General features: G+C 52.9%; 12 protein-coding genes and 1 tRNA gene. All 13 read right to left on the reverse strand.

What is annotated here, in order from left to right:
• Nucleotides 1-2 precede the first annotated feature (2 nt).
• Nucleotides 3-1,883, reverse strand: a complete 1,881-nt coding sequence (locus tag B3K78_RS08280) for a SurA N-terminal domain-containing protein (protein ID WP_286695082.1) — start codon at nt 1,881-1,883, stop codon at nt 3-5.
• Between the two features lie 114 nt (nt 1,884-1,997).
• The gene (hbs, locus tag B3K78_RS08285) at nt 1,998-2,270 is read right to left on the reverse strand and encodes a non-specific DNA-binding protein Hbs (RefSeq protein ID WP_027873785.1); all 273 of its coding nucleotides are present in this window, start codon (nt 2,268-2,270) and stop codon (nt 1,998-2,000) included.
• 251 nt (nt 2,271-2,521) lie between these two features.
• Nucleotides 2,522-4,948, reverse strand: a complete 2,427-nt coding sequence (gene lon, locus B3K78_RS08290; protein ID WP_286695083.1) for an endopeptidase La — start codon at nt 4,946-4,948, stop codon at nt 2,522-2,524.
• A gap of 168 nt (nt 4,949-5,116) precedes the next feature.
• Nucleotides 5,117-6,391 (reverse strand): ATP-dependent Clp protease ATP-binding subunit ClpX, encoded by a 1,275-nt coding sequence (clpX, locus tag B3K78_RS08295; RefSeq protein WP_027873787.1) that lies wholly within the window; start codon nt 6,389-6,391, stop codon nt 5,117-5,119.
• 106 nt (nt 6,392-6,497) lie between these two features.
• The gene (gene clpP, locus B3K78_RS08300; RefSeq protein ID WP_036256150.1) at nt 6,498-7,130 is read right to left on the reverse strand and encodes an ATP-dependent Clp endopeptidase proteolytic subunit ClpP; all 633 of its coding nucleotides are present in this window, start codon (nt 7,128-7,130) and stop codon (nt 6,498-6,500) included.
• A 116-nt stretch (nt 7,131-7,246) separates the two neighbouring features.
• Nucleotides 7,247-8,575 (reverse strand): trigger factor, encoded by a 1,329-nt coding sequence (tig, locus tag B3K78_RS08305; protein ID WP_204996493.1) that lies wholly within the window; start codon nt 8,573-8,575, stop codon nt 7,247-7,249.
• Between the two features lie 74 nt (nt 8,576-8,649).
• Nucleotides 8,650-8,734, reverse strand: a tRNA-Leu gene (locus B3K78_RS08310).
• 148 nt (nt 8,735-8,882) lie between these two features.
• Nucleotides 8,883-10,058: an acetyl-CoA C-acyltransferase FadA gene (fadA, locus tag B3K78_RS08315; RefSeq protein WP_286695084.1), complete on the reverse strand. Its 1,176-nt coding sequence runs from the start codon at nt 10,056-10,058 to the stop codon at nt 8,883-8,885.
• 18 nt (nt 10,059-10,076) lie between these two features.
• Nucleotides 10,077-12,224, reverse strand: coding sequence for a fatty acid oxidation complex subunit alpha FadB (gene fadB, locus B3K78_RS08320; protein WP_286695085.1), 2,148 nt, complete (start codon nt 12,222-12,224; stop codon nt 10,077-10,079).
• A gap of 150 nt (nt 12,225-12,374) precedes the next feature.
• The gene (locus B3K78_RS08325) at nt 12,375-13,436 is read right to left on the reverse strand and encodes a beta-N-acetylglucosaminidase domain-containing protein (RefSeq protein ID WP_286695086.1); all 1,062 of its coding nucleotides are present in this window, start codon (nt 13,434-13,436) and stop codon (nt 12,375-12,377) included.
• Complete coding sequence (gcvT, locus tag B3K78_RS08330) at nt 13,436-14,551, reverse strand: glycine cleavage system aminomethyltransferase GcvT (RefSeq protein ID WP_286695087.1); 1,116 nt, start codon at nt 14,549-14,551, stop codon at nt 13,436-13,438. The genes B3K78_RS08325 and gcvT overlap by 1 nt, the downstream gene beginning before the upstream one ends.
• Nucleotides 14,552-14,585: 34 nt before the next feature.
• On the reverse strand, nt 14,586-15,359 hold the full coding sequence (locus tag B3K78_RS08335; RefSeq protein WP_286695088.1) for a TatD family hydrolase: 774 nt from the start codon (nt 15,357-15,359) through the stop codon (nt 14,586-14,588).
• Nucleotides 15,360-15,401: 42 nt separating this feature from the next.
• Complete coding sequence (locus B3K78_RS08340) at nt 15,402-15,755, reverse strand: PilZ domain-containing protein (RefSeq protein ID WP_027873795.1); 354 nt, start codon at nt 15,753-15,755, stop codon at nt 15,402-15,404.
• Nucleotides 15,756-15,784: the final 29 nt, after the last annotated feature.

A 15,784-nucleotide genomic window follows, 5' to 3' on the forward strand; every position in this document is an offset into this window, starting at 1 on the left:
TGTTAGTTGATGGTGATATCTGCGTTGTTCCACAAATTGTTAAAATAGTTAGCAAACGCTTGAGATGACGCATTCTGAGCAACGCTTCGACGCAAATTTAACAATGCTTCGGCCTCGAGAGCGGCGCGTTGACCGGGCTCGCTCGCAAGAAGTTGAACGACCGTGTAATCACCACTCTGTTGATGCAAGGTCGCCGCAACGGCCTTGTCTTGCGCCGGTGCCGCCAATTCAAATACGAAACGTCGCAGTGCCGGCTCTACGCTGATGTCACTGCGGCGGATATCCTGCATCACCTGCCAGTCCAGACCGTGCTGCTTGGCAACTGCCTCTGCACGCTGACCGGCAGCTAATTGTTGCTCTATCTCCTGGGCGTCGGCTTTTGCCTGCTGTGCCGCTTTCTCTGTTTGCAAGCTCACTTCAATTTCTGCTCGCACATCTTCAAAGGGCCGCAGCTGGGGCGCTTGATATTGATCGACGTGCAACACCAAGAAGTGATCAGGAGCCAGTTCAAACACATCGCTGTTTAACTCTTGTTCTCTCAACTCGCTATCAAACGCGGCTTGTTTGACTCTCTGGTCAGCAAACAAGCCGTCATTATCCTCAGAAGAAAGCCAGTCGCTGCGCTTAACTTCCAGTTCCAGCTCGGCAGCCGGCATAGCGAGGCTTTCTGCGTTAAAGACGAGATCGCGCAGCGACTCAACCGCCGCCAATAACTTCGGACGCGCCTTTTGGCGACGAAGTCTTTCAGTAATTGCCAAGCGCTCCGAATCCAAACTGGGCACCTCTGGCTGCTTGACGCTCAGCAACTTAATTAAGTGGACACCTGCTTCAGTTTCAACAGGGTCGGAGACTTGCCCCGCCTCAAGCGCTGCCAGGGCATCTTCAAATTCTGCTGGAAAGCTGTCACCTGCTGTAAAGCCCAGGTTTCCGCCGTTGGACGCTGAGCCTGGGTCCTCGGACAACGACTTAGCTAATTCGGCGAACGATTCGCCGGATAACAGACGCTGCTTAACTTCATTGAGCTTGGCTACCGCCTGGTCGCGATTAAGCTCATCGTCAATTTCTAACAGTATATGAGCTGCTTCTCGCTCTGTATCCTGCGTCATCCCCTCGATAAGGCGCTCGTACTCGGCGACCACTTGCTGTTCAGACACAGGCTCGTAGAACTGCTCTTCTTTCAGCTCCAGATATGACACTTTTACCTTGGGTTCGCTCTGGAAGCGCGCGCCATTTTCTTCGTAGTAGCTTTTGAGCTCTTCATCAGTCAGCGTGATTGACTTGCGATATTTTTCGAGCGGCACGGTGACGGTTTGAAAATCGCGGCTTTCGTGGATATAGGCGATGGCTTCGTCCAACTCTCTTTCAGTAACGAAAGCCGATGCCGCCACAGATGCCGACAGCTGCTGAATAAGTAAGTCAGAGCGTAGTAATTGTTTGAACAACGCGCTGTTGTAGCCCTGCAGGCGCAATACTTGCTGGTAGCGCTCTTGTGAAAAACGACCATCTTCCTGGAACTGAGGCATGGAGGCGATGGTGATATTTAGCTGCTGGTCTGAAATCTCAATTCCCGCGTCTTCTGCCGCTTGCAAAAGCAACTGCTGTTTAATCAGCGAGTCTAAAGCCGGCTTGCGCAACACGGCATCGTCAAGCATCGAGGGCTCGAGTTTGTCGCCCATCATGTTGATCAAGCGGCGTTTCTGCATGGCAAGTGCCTGCTGCAACTCCGCCTGAGAAATTTTTTCACCATTTACTACCGCGGCCGGTGTCTGTGAGCCACCACTGAAAAGGCTGTCGATACCAAAGAACGCAAATGGCACCACGATAATGGCGATAATGACCTTGGCAGCGGTACCTTGGATATTGTTGCGGATATTTTGCAGCATTTACCTTTGAACCCATTCAAATATAAAAAAAGCGCATCTTTCGATGCGCCTTTCGACAGAGGCGGTACCTCTTCGCGACGACTCTGTCTAACGCTATGACTGTCGCAACTGAACTTAGTTGCAGGCGTCTTTCAGCGCTTTACCAGCCTTGAAGCTAGGAATCTTCGCAGCAGCAATTTCAATTGGCGCACCAGTCTGGGGGTTACGGCCAGTGCGAGCAGCGCGCTCTTTAACACTGAAAGTACCAAAACCGACCAGCGACACAGAGTCGTCAGACTTCAGCGCGTTAGTAATGGCTTCAACTGCTGCGTCCAGTGCACGACCGGCCGACGCTTTAGAGAGATCTGCTGACTCGGCAATGGCGTCGATTAGCTCAGATTTATTCACTTATCCTTCCCCTTCGAATTGTTATGAAAAACTGTATTGCAAAGCTGGTGGCGACGTTAGCATGTAAACACGATGACAGTAGCCGCCGACTCAGAGAGAAGGATTTATACCAACTGCTTCTGGGGCGGTCAAGGAAACTCTGCATCACTGGCCGCATTATCGTAAAACTGCGAAGCATAGAGCACATGCGGCTTGCAGCCTGATCACTGGATGACCAGAACAGCAAGCTCTACCGCCTGCACTCAGCCGACTCAGTGGGCACTGATTCGGCTGTCTTTTTCTCCTTCCGGATTGTTTTCCAGCGCTTTCTGCTCATCACTCAAACCCGCGAGGTATTCCTCCTCCGAAATCTCCTCGGGCACGCGCTCAAGCGCTATATTAAGCACTTCGTCAATCCACTTGACCGGTTTAATATCGAGATCGGCTTTAATATTTTCCGGAATTTCCTTTAGATCGCGTTCATTTTCGGCCGGGATCAGCACTGTGGTAATACCGCCGCGGTGCGCGGCCAGAAGCTTCTCTTTCAAGCCGCCAATCGCCAATACCTGACCGCGCAAAGTGATCTCACCGGTCATCGCCACGTCGCTGCGGACCGGAATTCCGGTGATAACAGAAACCAGCGCGGTACACATACCTATACCAGCGGACGGCCCGTCTTTCGGCGTTGCGCCTTCAGGCATGTGAATATGAATGTCGTGGCGGTCGTGATACTTCGCCGGCACGCCCAAACGCTTAGACCGGCTACGCACTACCGTCATAGCAGCTTGAATCGACTCCTGCATAACATCGCCCAGCGACCCGGTTTGGATGTGGCGGCCCTTACCAACCACCGACACCGCCTCAATGGTTAGCAGCTCACCACCCACTTGCGTCCACGCCAGCCCTGTTACTTGACCAACCTTGTTTTCTTCCTCCGCTTTACCGAAGGTAAATTTGCGAACACCCAGGTACTCTTCCAAGTTTTGCGAGGTGACCTCTATGGGCGACTTATCGTCGCTAAGCGCCACATTCTTAACAATTTTACGGCAAACCTTGGCGATCTCTCTTTCCAGGCCCCTGACACCTGCCTCGCGAGTGTAGTACCTGACAATATCTTGAATCACTTCGTCGCCGATAGACGCTTCTTTGTCCTTCAAACCGTTATTCTTCAGCTGTTTAGGAATGAGGTAGCGCCGCGCTATGTTGATCTTCTCATCTTCGGTGTATCCGGGTATGCGGATAACTTCCATCCGGTCCAGCAATGCCGGGGGAATATTCAACGAATTCGACGTGCAAATAAACATGACGTCGGATAAATCGTAGTCCACCTCGAGGTAATGATCGTTAAAGGCGTGGTTTTGCTCCGGATCCAACACTTCAAGCAGCGCCGATGCCGGGTCGCCGCGATGATCCATCCCCATCTTGTCAATTTCGTCTAACAAGAACAGCGGGTTACGCACGCCTGTCTTAGACATTTTCTGAATAACTTTACCCGGCATGGAGCCAATGTATGTGCGGCGATGACCGCGAATCTCTGCCTCGTCGCGAACCCCGCCAAGCGCCATCCGAACAAACTTCCGATTCGTTGAACGTGCGATCGACTCACCCAGCGATGTTTTACCTACCCCTGGCGGCCCCACCAAGCACAGCACGGGCCCTTTCACTTTCTTAACGCGTTTTTGTACAGCCAAATACTCGAGGATACGCTCCTTAACCTCTTCAAGACCGTAGTGATCGCTGTTAAGGATTTCTTGCGCGCGTTTGAGGTCATGTTTTACACGCGAGCGCTTCTGCCAGGGGATATTTACCAGCCAATCGATATAGCCGCGTACAACTGAGGCCTCAGCAGACATTGGCGACATCATTTTTAGCTTAGAAAGCTCAGCCTTGGCTTTCTCAAGCGCCTCTTTGCTCATACCAGATTCAGCGACGCGCTTCTCAAGCTCTTCAAGCTCGTTGGCGCCCTCTTCTGATTCGCCCAACTCGCGCTGGATCGCTTTCATCTGTTCATTGAGGTAGTACTCACGCTGGCTTTTTTCCATCTGCTTCTTAACGCGCCCGCGAATGCGTTTTTCTACTTGAAACAGGTCGATCTCCGACTCCATCAGCGCCATTAAGTGCTCTAAGCGCTCGCGCTCATCACTCATTTCCAATACCGCCTGCTTCTGCTCGAGCTCCATGCTCATGTGAGCGGCAACGGTGTCTGCCAGACGACCAGGCTCATCAATACCGGATAGAGAGGTCAGTACTTCAGAAGGGATCTTCTTGCTTAAATTAATGTATTTCTCAAACTGGGAGATAGCAGAGCGCAGCATCACCTCAGACTCTTCATCCGGGATCTTCCGCTCAACAATTGGCGAGGCCTCTGCTCTGAAATACTCGTCCTCAGCAGCGATAGCGTCTATCTGTGCGCGATAATCACCTTCAACAAGCACCTTGACGGTGCCATCAGGCAATTTCAACAACTGAAGAATATTGGCGACGGTGCCAATGTCATACAGGTCTTCTGTGGAAGGTTCATCCACATCTGGATTTTTTTGTGCTGCGAGAATAATTTCTTTGTTGTCAGCCATGGCCAGCTCGAGAGCCCGAATCGACTTATCTCGGCCTACGAACAAAGGGATAACCATGTGGGGATAGACAACTACATCTCGCAGGGGAAGCAGCGGCAACTCTAGAGTTTCACGCTTGTCAGCCATTAGCTCGCCTCTTTTTGAATCATTTTGGGCCCGCACAGCAGGTATACCGTTTTACGATATGCAGGCGGTTATGGTTCTAAGATGGGGATTTGAAGGCAGAAATACAAGACTTGACTGTAAACAAACTGACAAAAAAGCCGCCTGGGAATCAGGCGGCTTTACGTAGGTTTATTCCTCTGGAGCGACCTTTCTTTGGTCGCTGTAGACCAGAATAGGTGGCGATTCACCATTGATCACCGATGCATCCACCACGACCTTGCTGACATTATCCGTGGACGGCAGGTCATACATGGTATCCAGGAGTACAGACTCCAGGATCGAGCGCAGCCCCCGCGCACCTGTCTTACGAACCATGGCCTTCTCAGCAACGGCCCGAAGCCCGTCTTCACGGAAATCAACCTCAACACCTTCCATGTCGAAGAGCTTGGCGTACTGCTTGGTTAGCGCATTACGCGGCTGAGTCAGGATGCTGACAAGCGCCTCCGCATCGAGCTCTTCGAGCGTAGCAATCACCGGCAGTCGGCCGACAAACTCGGGGATCAAGCCGTAACGCACCAGATCCTCTGGTTCGACGTCAGCCAGTACTTCACCCACATTGCGGGATTCGTCCTTACTTTTGACCTCCGCACCGAAGCCGATGCCACCTTTCTCAGAGCGGTCACGGATGACCCGATCAAGGCCCGCAAAGGCACCGCCACAGATAAACAGGATATTCGAGGTATCTACCTGCAAAAACTCCTGCTGTGGGTGCTTCCGACCGCCCTGCGGGGGAACCGAGGCTACCGTGCCCTCAATTAACTTCAACAGCGCTTGCTGAACGCCCTCACCGGAGACATCCCGGGTAATTGAGGGGTTATCTGACTTGCGAGAGATTTTGTCGATCTCATCAATGTAGACAATACCCATCTGGGCTTTTTCAACATCGTAGTCGCACTTCTGCAACAGCTTTTGAATGATGTTCTCAACGTCTTCGCCGACGTAGCCAGCTTCCGTCAGCGTTGTTGCATCAGCGATTGTGAACGGGACATCCAACAAACGAGCGAGCGTCTCGGCCAGCAACGTCTTACCACTGCCGGTTGGCCCCACCAACAAGATATTACTCTTGCCCAGCTCTACTTCGTCCTTGCTTTTATCGCCGTGGCGGAGTCGCTTGTAGTGGTTGTATACCGCAACCGCCAACACCTTCTTGGCGCGCGCCTGACCAATAACGTACTGATCCAGGGTCGCATTAATCTCCTGCGGCGACGGCAGCTTGTCACTGCCCGCCTCGCTGGCCGCTTCCTGAACCTCTTCACGGATAATATCGTTACAGAGGTCCACGCATTCATCACAGATAAATACCGAAGGCCCCGCAATCAGCTTGCGTACTTCATGCTGACTTTTGCCGCAAAACGAACAATACAGCAGCTTGCCGTTGTCATCTGCGCCGTCTTTACTACTCATTAACAATCACCTTGTCGACGTATTGGGCATCTTTTTCTGATCTTAAGATGACCCCTTTTGCCCTGTTTTGCAAGTGAACGGCCGCGCCCGCGAGGACGCGCCCCCCTTAGCTACGTGACGTAATAACCTGATCAACAAGTCCGTAATCGCACGACTGCTGAGCATTCATAAAGTTGTCGCGCTCGGTGTCGCGAGCAATGGTTTCGTAATCCTGGCCGGTATGCTCAGCCATTAATTGATTCAGACGTTCGCGAATGATCAAAATTTCGCGCGCATGGATATCGATATCTGTCGCCTGCCCCTGTGCACCGCCGCTGGGCTGGTGAATCATCGTCCGCGCGTTAGGCAGAATAAAACGCTTGCCCTTGGCACCACCACTCAACAGGAAGGCACCCATACTGGCCGCTTGGCCAATACACATCGTACTTACGTCGGGTTTGATAAAGCTCATGGTGTCGTAAATCGACAAACCCGCGGTTACCGACCCGCCGGGCGAATTGATATACAAATGGATATCTTTATCGGGGTTCTCGGACTCCAAAAACAGCATCTGCGCCACAATCAGGTTAGCCATGTGGTCTTCAACAGGGCCCACACAGAAGATCACGCGCTCTTTGAGCAGGCGGGAGTAAATATCGTAAGACCGTTCACCGCGTGCCGTTTGCTCAACAACCATGGGCACGAGCCCCAAGTTGTTAATTGTATTGTTATTGATTCCATCAAAGGAGTTTCGGGACATACGCAATTCTCTTCTGTGTCGTGAATTGACTGTTACGTTATGGCATGCCAGAAAAAAATCAAGCGGCGGAACCGAAGTTCAGCCGCTTGACGAAGAGCACTAGTGAACTAGTGTGATCAATCTTCTTCGTCTTCCTGAGCTGGCGGAGACATAACTTCTTCGTAGCTTAAAGTTTCTTCGCTAACCTTCGCTTTTTCAAGAAGTTTTTCAACTACTTCCTCTTCAATAACCATGCCCTCAATCTGCTGCAATTGCTGCGGCTGGCTCATGTAGTAGTTGATAACTTCTTCTTTATCTTCATAGCTTGCTGCCATTTCCTCTAAAGTGGCACGCACTTTATCGGCATCAGCTTTAATCTCTTCCGCAGCAATCAGCTCGTTCAATACCAGGCCCAGCTTAACGCGGCGCTCTGCATTCTCGCGGAACAGGTCGTCTGGCAGGATATCCGCGGGGTTCAACTTTTCCGCCAATGCACCAAATTGCTGCATTTGCTGGTTGCGCAAGGCATCAATTTCCTGAGCGACCAGTGCCTTGGGCACTTGCAGCTCAGCGTGCACGTCAAGAACACCGTCCATCACTTGAGTTTTAATGCGGGTCTTTGTCGCATTTTTCAACTCGCGTTCCATATTCTTTTTAACTTCAGCACGGAAAGCGTCTTCACCGCCCTCTTCCACACCGAACATTTTAAAGAACTCATCATTCAGTTCGGGCAGCGCCTGCTCTTTCACCGCGTTCACGGTGATCGCAAATTCTACCGCGGCACCTTTAAGCTCTTCACTGTGATAGTCCTCAGGGAAGCTCAGCGCTACCACTTTCTCTTCGCCAGCCTTCATGCCGACAATACCGTCTTCAAAGCCTGGAATCATACGACCTGAACCCAATTCCAGATCGGTCCCTTCGCCTTTTCCACCTTCGAATTCTTCACCGTCCTTTGTGCCAACAAAGTCGATATTCACTTGATCGCCCGTCGCTGCCTCACGCTCTACCGCTTCCCAGCTAGCGCGCTGCTTACGAAGGTTTTCGATCATTTTATCCAGGTCGGCGTCGGTGATTTCAGATACCGGCTTCTTGACCTCGATGCTGCTGTAATCCAGCAACTCAATCTCGGGGAACACCTCAAATGTGGCAACGAATTCGATATCTTTGCCTTCATCCATGCTTTTGGGCTCAATTTCAGGGCGACCTGCAGGCTTGAGACCCTGCTCCTGAATTGCCTCGTAAAATGAGTCATTCATTACCTGACCCAACACTTCCATACGCACAGATTGACCGAAGCGCTGACGAACAACCTTCATCGGCACCTTACCGGGGCGGAAACCGTTCAGCTTGACGGTTTTCGCAGCTTCTTGCAGGCGGCTGTCTACGGCACTGTCAACACGAGCGGCAGGTACACCTACGATTAAGCGACGCTCAAGACCTGACGTCGTTTCAACTGAGACTTGCATGGAAGTTCCTCAAAAGCGATCAATCACACGACCTGGCTCTTTCAATGCCAGCCCGCTTAAAGAATTCTATGAAATGGTGCGGATGGAGAGACTCGAACTCTCACGCCTTGCGGCACCAGAACCTAAATCTGGCGTGTATACCAATTTCACCACATCCGCACACTTGTAAATCGTTGAAAACTAACGACTTAACGTGACTTCGTTTGACTGCTGCCAAACGAGGGTCGGAATTGTGCCACAGGGTCTGCCCGCAATCAAGCAAAGCCCTGCGACAAGGCCCCACAAAGGGGCCGGAGGGGCTGAACGCTTATACGCGCTCAATAATCGTGCTGATACCCTGGCCCATGCCGATACACATGGTAGCAAGACCCACACTGGTATCTTTTTGCTCCATAACGTTAAGCAGCGTGCCGATGATACGGGTACCGGAACAGCCGAAGGGGTGACCCAACGCGATTGCGCCACCATGCAGGTTCACTTTCTCGTCCATCTTGTCCAGCAGACCCAGGTCCTTCAATACTGGCAGAGCTTGCGCGGCAAAGGCCTCGTTCAGCTCAACAGTATCGATATCATCCATCGTCAAGCCAACACGCTTCAGTGCTTTTTGGGTTGATGGCACAGGACCGTAGCCCATGATTGAGGGATCAACCCCTGCCACGGCCATGCTGCGCACTTTCGCGCGCGGCGTGAGACCGAGGTCCATCGCCCGCTGACCAGACATAACGATCATTGCTGATGCGCCGTCGGCAATCTGCGAGCTGGTACCCGCAGTTACGGTACCATTTTTAGGATCAAAAGCAGGACGCAACTGAGCCAGACTTTCCAGCGTGGTTTCAGGGCGAACGGTCGTATCGGCTTTCACCAGGATCTTGCGACCTTCTTCGTCGTGACCTTCGATGGCAACGATTTCGTTGTCGAATAAACCCTGCTCCTGCGCGGCAGCTGCACGCAGATGGGAGCGCAGACCAAATTCGTCCTGCTGCTCACGGCTAATGCCGTGCAACATACCCAGCGCTTCGGCGGTCATACCCATCATGCCCGCAGCGCGCGCCACGTACTTGCTCGCCTGAGGGTTGGGGTCAACACCGTGGTTCATCGCCAAGTGCCCCATGTGCTCAACACCACCCACCAGGAAGGTATCGCCGAGGCCTGCAGTAATTGACGCCGCTGCAGTATGCAGGGCTGACATCGAGGAACCACACAAGCGGCTAACCGTCTGACCAGCCACTTCGTGGGGCAGCTTAGTCATCACCGACATCATGCGGGCAATATTCCAGCCCTGCTCGTTGGTTTGGTTTACACAGCCCCAGATCACGTCTTCGAAGGAAGCGGGATCAACACCGGGATTGCGCGCCAGCAACGCGTCTACCAGCGCCGCCGACATATTTTCTGCGCGCACATTGCGAAATACGCCGTTCTTAGAGCGGCCCATCGCAGTACGGGCGCAATCTACAATGACTACATCATTTGCTTTGAAGTTCATGTTTCAGTCTCCGCCCGATTATTTAAAGAAAGATTCGCCTTTGGCCGCCATCTCACGCAGGCTGTCAGTAACCTGGTAAAGCTTGCCAAGATCAGCGTAGCGATCAGCCATTTCTACAAATGCCTTCACGCCCATTTGGTCGATGTAGCGCAGTGCGCCACCGCGGAATACCGGGAAACCGATACCCATCACCAAGCCCATATCGGCATCGGCAGGGTCGCGAACAATCCCCTCGTCCAAACAGCGAACCGTTTCAACACACATTGGGATCATCATGCGAGCGAGAATGTCCTCATCGCTGATTTCCACTTTGTTTTGCTGCGCTTGTGCCGCCATAGACAGAGCCGTTTCGTCCTCGGCCTTCTTGGGCTTACCGCGCTTGTCTTCCTCGTATTTGTAGAAACCCAGGCCATTTTTCTGGCCGTAGCGGTTTGCTTCAAACATCATTTGAGAGATGCCTTTGAAGTCGTGGCGCATGCGATCCGGGAAGCCTTCTGCCATTACCTCTGCAGCGTGGAAGCCGGTATCGATACCCACCACGTCCATCAGGTAAGCCGGACCCATTGGCATACCGAAGCTTTCCATTACTTTGTCTACGTGGCGGAAATCCGCACCGTCGCGAACCAGCATGTCGAAGCCAGCGAAGTATGGGAACAGCACGCGGTTTACAAAGAAGCCTGGGCAGTCGTTAACGACGATAGGCGTTTTACCCATTTGCAGGGCATATTTAACGGTGCGCGCAACGGTGGCATCGCTGGTTTTTTCGCCGCGAATAACCTCTACCAAAGGCATGGCATGCACAGGGTTAAAGAAGTGCATACCACAGAAATTCTCTGGTCTTTCAAGAGCTTCTGCAAGATAGCTAATAGAGATTGTAGAAGTATTAGAAGCCAAAACCGCATCTTCACGGATGTGCTTTTCGGTCTCAGCAAGTACGGCGTGCTTCACCTTGGGATTCTCAACAACCGCTTCGACGATCACGTCGGCAGCGTCAAACCCATCGTAATTCAAGGTGGGACGAATGCTGCTCAGTACTGAGGCCATTTTATCCGGGGTCATACGACCGCGAGCAACGCGCTTGGAAAGCAGCTTGCCAGCTTCTTTCAAACCCAGCTCAAGACCGGCTTCAGCGATATCTTTCATCAAAATGGGCGTGCCTTTGTAGGCAGATTGGTAAGCGATACCGCCACCCATGATACCGGCGCCCAAAACTGCGCCTTGTTTTACGTCGCCACCGGCTTTCGCCGCGGCTTTGGCTGCTTTACTAACGCTCTGCTCGTTCAGGAACAAGCCGACCAACGCGTTAGACTGCGGGGTGCGTACCAGCTTGATGAAATGGTCAATTTCAACTTCGATAGCTTCATCGCGGCTCAACGTCGCGTTGCGCTCCATCGATTTTACGGCAGTCACAGGCGCGGGCATGTTCTTACCTGCTTGCTGTGCAACCATGGCTTTACCAGTAGTAAAGGCCATCATGCGCTCAATATCGTTCAGCTTGACGGGCGATTTTTTCTCTTCGCGGCGCGCTTGGTAATCAAACTCACCGGCAATGGTTTTCTTCAGCAAATCAACGGCAGCATCTTTCAATAACTCAGGTGCAACCACCGCATCTACGCCGCCATCTTTCAAGGCAGCATCAGGCTTTTGCTGGTTACCAGTAGCCACCCACAGGTTCGCGTTGTCGCAACCAATAACACGTGGCAGACGCACAGTGCCCCCAAAACCTGGGTTGATACCCAGTTTCACTTCGGGCAGACCAACCACAGCGCTGCTAGACATCACGCGGAAGTCACAGGCCAAACACATCTCATAACCACCGCCCAATGCAACGCCGTTGATGGCAGCGACAGTGGGTACCGGCAGGTCTTCAAAAGCGTTGAACACATCATTAGCTTGCGAGCACCATTGACGCAGCTCGTCATCTGGCAACTTGAACAGCTCGGTGAATTCGGTGATGTCAGCGCCGACGATAAATACCGCCTTACCACTGGTAACCACAACACCTTTCAATCCGGATTCGGCAGCCAAAGCTTTGGTCGCCTCCCCCAACTCTTCGAGAGTGATGCGGTTAAATTTGTTGACGGAATCGCCCTGGAGGTCGAAGCAGAGCTCCGCGATGCCATCTTCCAGAAAGCTTGCGCTTAACGCCTTGCCTTGATAAATCATTGTTTTCCCTCTATTCGAGTTCTCTAGTCGAGATGTTGGCGGCGGCATTTGCCTGAAGCAACATGTTTACCATGTAAACATTCGGGTGCTAAAACTACCGGAAAGCGTAATTTATGGCAAGCCGCCACGTAAAATCCCCGCTCACCCGAGCTACTCGGTCAGGCAATCCGGGTCAAACCTGTACTCCTCACGCAGCCAAGCAGCCAACTCCCCTGCAGCGGGATGCGCTATGCGGTCACACCTGGATGCAATTGCCGCTTTTAATGCCGCCGGCATACCATCCAAGCCCTCATTCTGGAACATTGGCGCATACTCCGCCAATAATTGCGCCAAGTCTTCGGGCAAACTCCCCAACGCAGCCTTGAAAAGGCTGTCTTGCGCTATAGTTTCGCCTGCATATACCGAGGCGAGACCCATCAGCGGTAGTAACGATAGGTGAAACTGGTTCATCGGGTTCACGAAATGTCCGCTCGCCAGCGTTTTTAATGACGACGGGCGCCCGGAAAATGGCAGGGTATTGAGAAAGCGACTGCTCTTTTTGCCATCATTGACAGGGTAGTTATCCCACAACAATGGCCTTCGGCCAAGGATCGACGCGGCTCGATGCATGTCGTCAGCGTCGTAGGCGGCAGAAATAACGCGCGGCCCCGTCCACAGGATATCGACCTCCTCGGCCAAGCCTTCATTGAGCGTCGCAAAATAATCCTTCGGGCAATCGCCAAACAGGCTTTCCAATATCGGGTCTTCGCTGTAATAGCTCGGGCAAATCGCCAGCGGGGTATCGGGCAACACCTGCCGAACTGCATCCACCACTCGTAATTGGCTGACTGCCAATTCAGGCACCCCAGCAGGCAGGTCATCAAACAAAATCCATAACTGGGATGGCCACAGCGCTTTAATTTGTTGCAGCTTTCGCCTCAGGTCAGCGCCATCCGCTTCCGTGAAGTGAGCTTGCAGACCGGCAGGAGACAGACCGACCCCCCAGCCAATACCGGCTTCGCGCGCGGATTCCGAGAGGCTGCGCAATCGCGCAAAGTGCCCCGGGTCGAAATCCTCGCGCCAACGACTACGCAGACTGCTGTCGCCTTTAGGGGCGTAGATATACGCCGAATAGCCCCAATCCGCCAGCATCTCCGGCAGAGACTGACGCTGGGGCCAACTCCACTGGCGGCCGTAGAAACCTTCTATGACGCCCAGCTGAAAGGGATGCATTAGCCGCGATAGTAGCGCTGGGGAACAAAACTGCCGCTGCGAACGGCAACTGGAATTTTCTTGCCTCTCAGCTCGGCAAACAGCGCTTGCTGCTCCACCACCGAACACGCGATGTAGGCCATCGCCAGCGGTCCCCCCGTCGACGGACCAAAGCCCCCACTGCAGACCTCACCGACATGTTCGCCGTCAGCGTTAACAATGGCGCTGTGTTCACGAACCGGCGCTCGCCCTTCCACATCTAACAGCACCCGCTTCTCAGCGACGCCGTCTTGTAGCTGCTGAGCAATCACGTTGGCGCCGATGTATCCGCCCTCTCTCTCGCCGCCTGGACGCCGGCATTTTTGGATTGCCCACAACAAGCCCGCTTCAATTGGGCTGCGAGATTGGTCCATATCGTGCCCGTACAAGCACAGCCCGGCCTCGAGACGCAACGAGTCGCGAGCCCCCAGACCAATAGCCTCCACTTCAGGTTCAGCTAAAAGCGCTTTTGCTAATTTTTCGGCATCGGCGCTGGCCACGGAAATTTCATAGCCATCCTCGCCAGTGTAACCGGAGCAGCTCAGCCAGCAATCAATGCCCGCCACGCTGATAAAACCCGTATCCATAAAGCGCATGGCAGCCGTTGTCGGCGCCAACTTGCTTAGCACCGCGCGAGCTTTTGGCCCCTGCAACGCCAGTAGTGCGCGATCATTTTGCAGCTCAACCTGTATTGATGAAGGCAGGTGCTCACGCAGCCAGGCGGCATCGTCGTTTTTACATGCGGCATTGACCACTAGTAGAAAATCATCGCCGCGATTGGCAAACATCAGATCGTCACGAATACCGCCTTGCTCATTTAGCATTAAGCCGTAGCGTTGACGCCCCTCTGCCAGACCGAGCACATCTTGAGGCAGTATTTTCTCCAGCTCCCGAGCTATATTTTCACCTTGAAGGCGAATTTGCCCCATGTGCGATACATCGAACAACCCTGCCGCTTCTCTGGTATGAAGGTGCTCTTTCTTTACACCCAGAGGATATTGCACAGGCATTTCATAACCGGCGAAGGGCACCATTTTTGCGCCAAGGTCGATATGAAGCTGGTAGAGCGCGGTGCGCTGGAGATTGGAATCACTCAAAATTTGTCCCCACGGTAAGATGCGGTGAAGTAGCTCACACTAAATTGAAAAGTCGGTCGAAATTCCTGCTGCTCTGCTCAGCAACCTGCTCAAAACTAAGCCCTTTTAGTTCGGCAACACACTCGGCGACCTCGCGAACGTATTTGGGCTCATTTTTCTTGCCGCGATAAGGCACCGGCGCAAGATAGGGAGAATCGGTTTCCACCAGCAAGCGCTCCATCGGCACTCTTTTTACCACGTCGCGCAGCTCGGCGGCATTCTTGAAGGTGATAATGCCCGAAAAGGAAATGTAGTAGCCCATCTCCATGGCTGCGCTGGCCATTTCCCACGATTCGGTGAAGCAGTGCAGCACACCAGCAACCTTTGGGTCGCCGTGCTGCTGTATCAACGACAGGGTATCTTCACGGGCGTCACGCGTGTGCACGATGACGGGCTTTCCCGTTTTTACTGACGCCTTCAAGTGATTGGCGAAGCTGCCTTGCTGCAGCACTTTCTTCTCAGCGCTGTAGTAATAGTCGAGCCCGGTTTCGCCGATCGCAATCACTTTCTCCTGGGCTGAGAGTTCAACCAAGGCATCGACTTCACAAATATCGTCGCTGATATCCAAGGGGTGAACCCCCACAGATGCATAGATATTGTCAAACTGCTGTGCGATCTCTACGACCTTGGGGGCGTTATTTAAGTCGATGCCAATGCACAACATTCTATCTACCCCACGCTCCTGCGCGGCGCGAACCGCAGCAGCAAGCTCGCCATCGTATGGACTGAGGTCAATGCGATCCAGGTGACAGTGGCTGTCTACCAACATAGTAAAAGGGTTTCCAAATTTGCTATCGAGGAGGGGCTACAATTACATGGTATGGGTCGGTTTTTCCGACTCCAGTATTCCGGCTAACTGCTGCTCTATTTTTTGGTTGGCGGTTTTGTCTTCACCAATGAACTGAACACCAATACCCGCCGCGCGATTACTTTGCGCACCACGCGGGGTAATCCACACCACTTTTCCGGCAACGGGAATTTTTTCCACTTCGTCCATCAGCGTCAGCAGCATGAAGACTTCATCGCCAACCTTGTAGGACTTGGTCGTTGGCACAAATAGACCACCATCGCGAATAAACGGCATGTATGCCGCATACAACACTGCTTTATCACGGATTGTCAGGGACAAAATACCGTTGCGCGCGCCCTGCTGTGCTCCACTCATGAACCCTTCCCCATTTGTGCCCACCGCCT

The sequence above is a fragment of the Spongiibacter sp. UBA1325 genome (genome assembly GCF_002306875.1).
In the GTDB taxonomy this organism is placed as follows: Bacteria; Pseudomonadota; Gammaproteobacteria; order Pseudomonadales; family Spongiibacteraceae; genus Spongiibacter; species Spongiibacter marinus.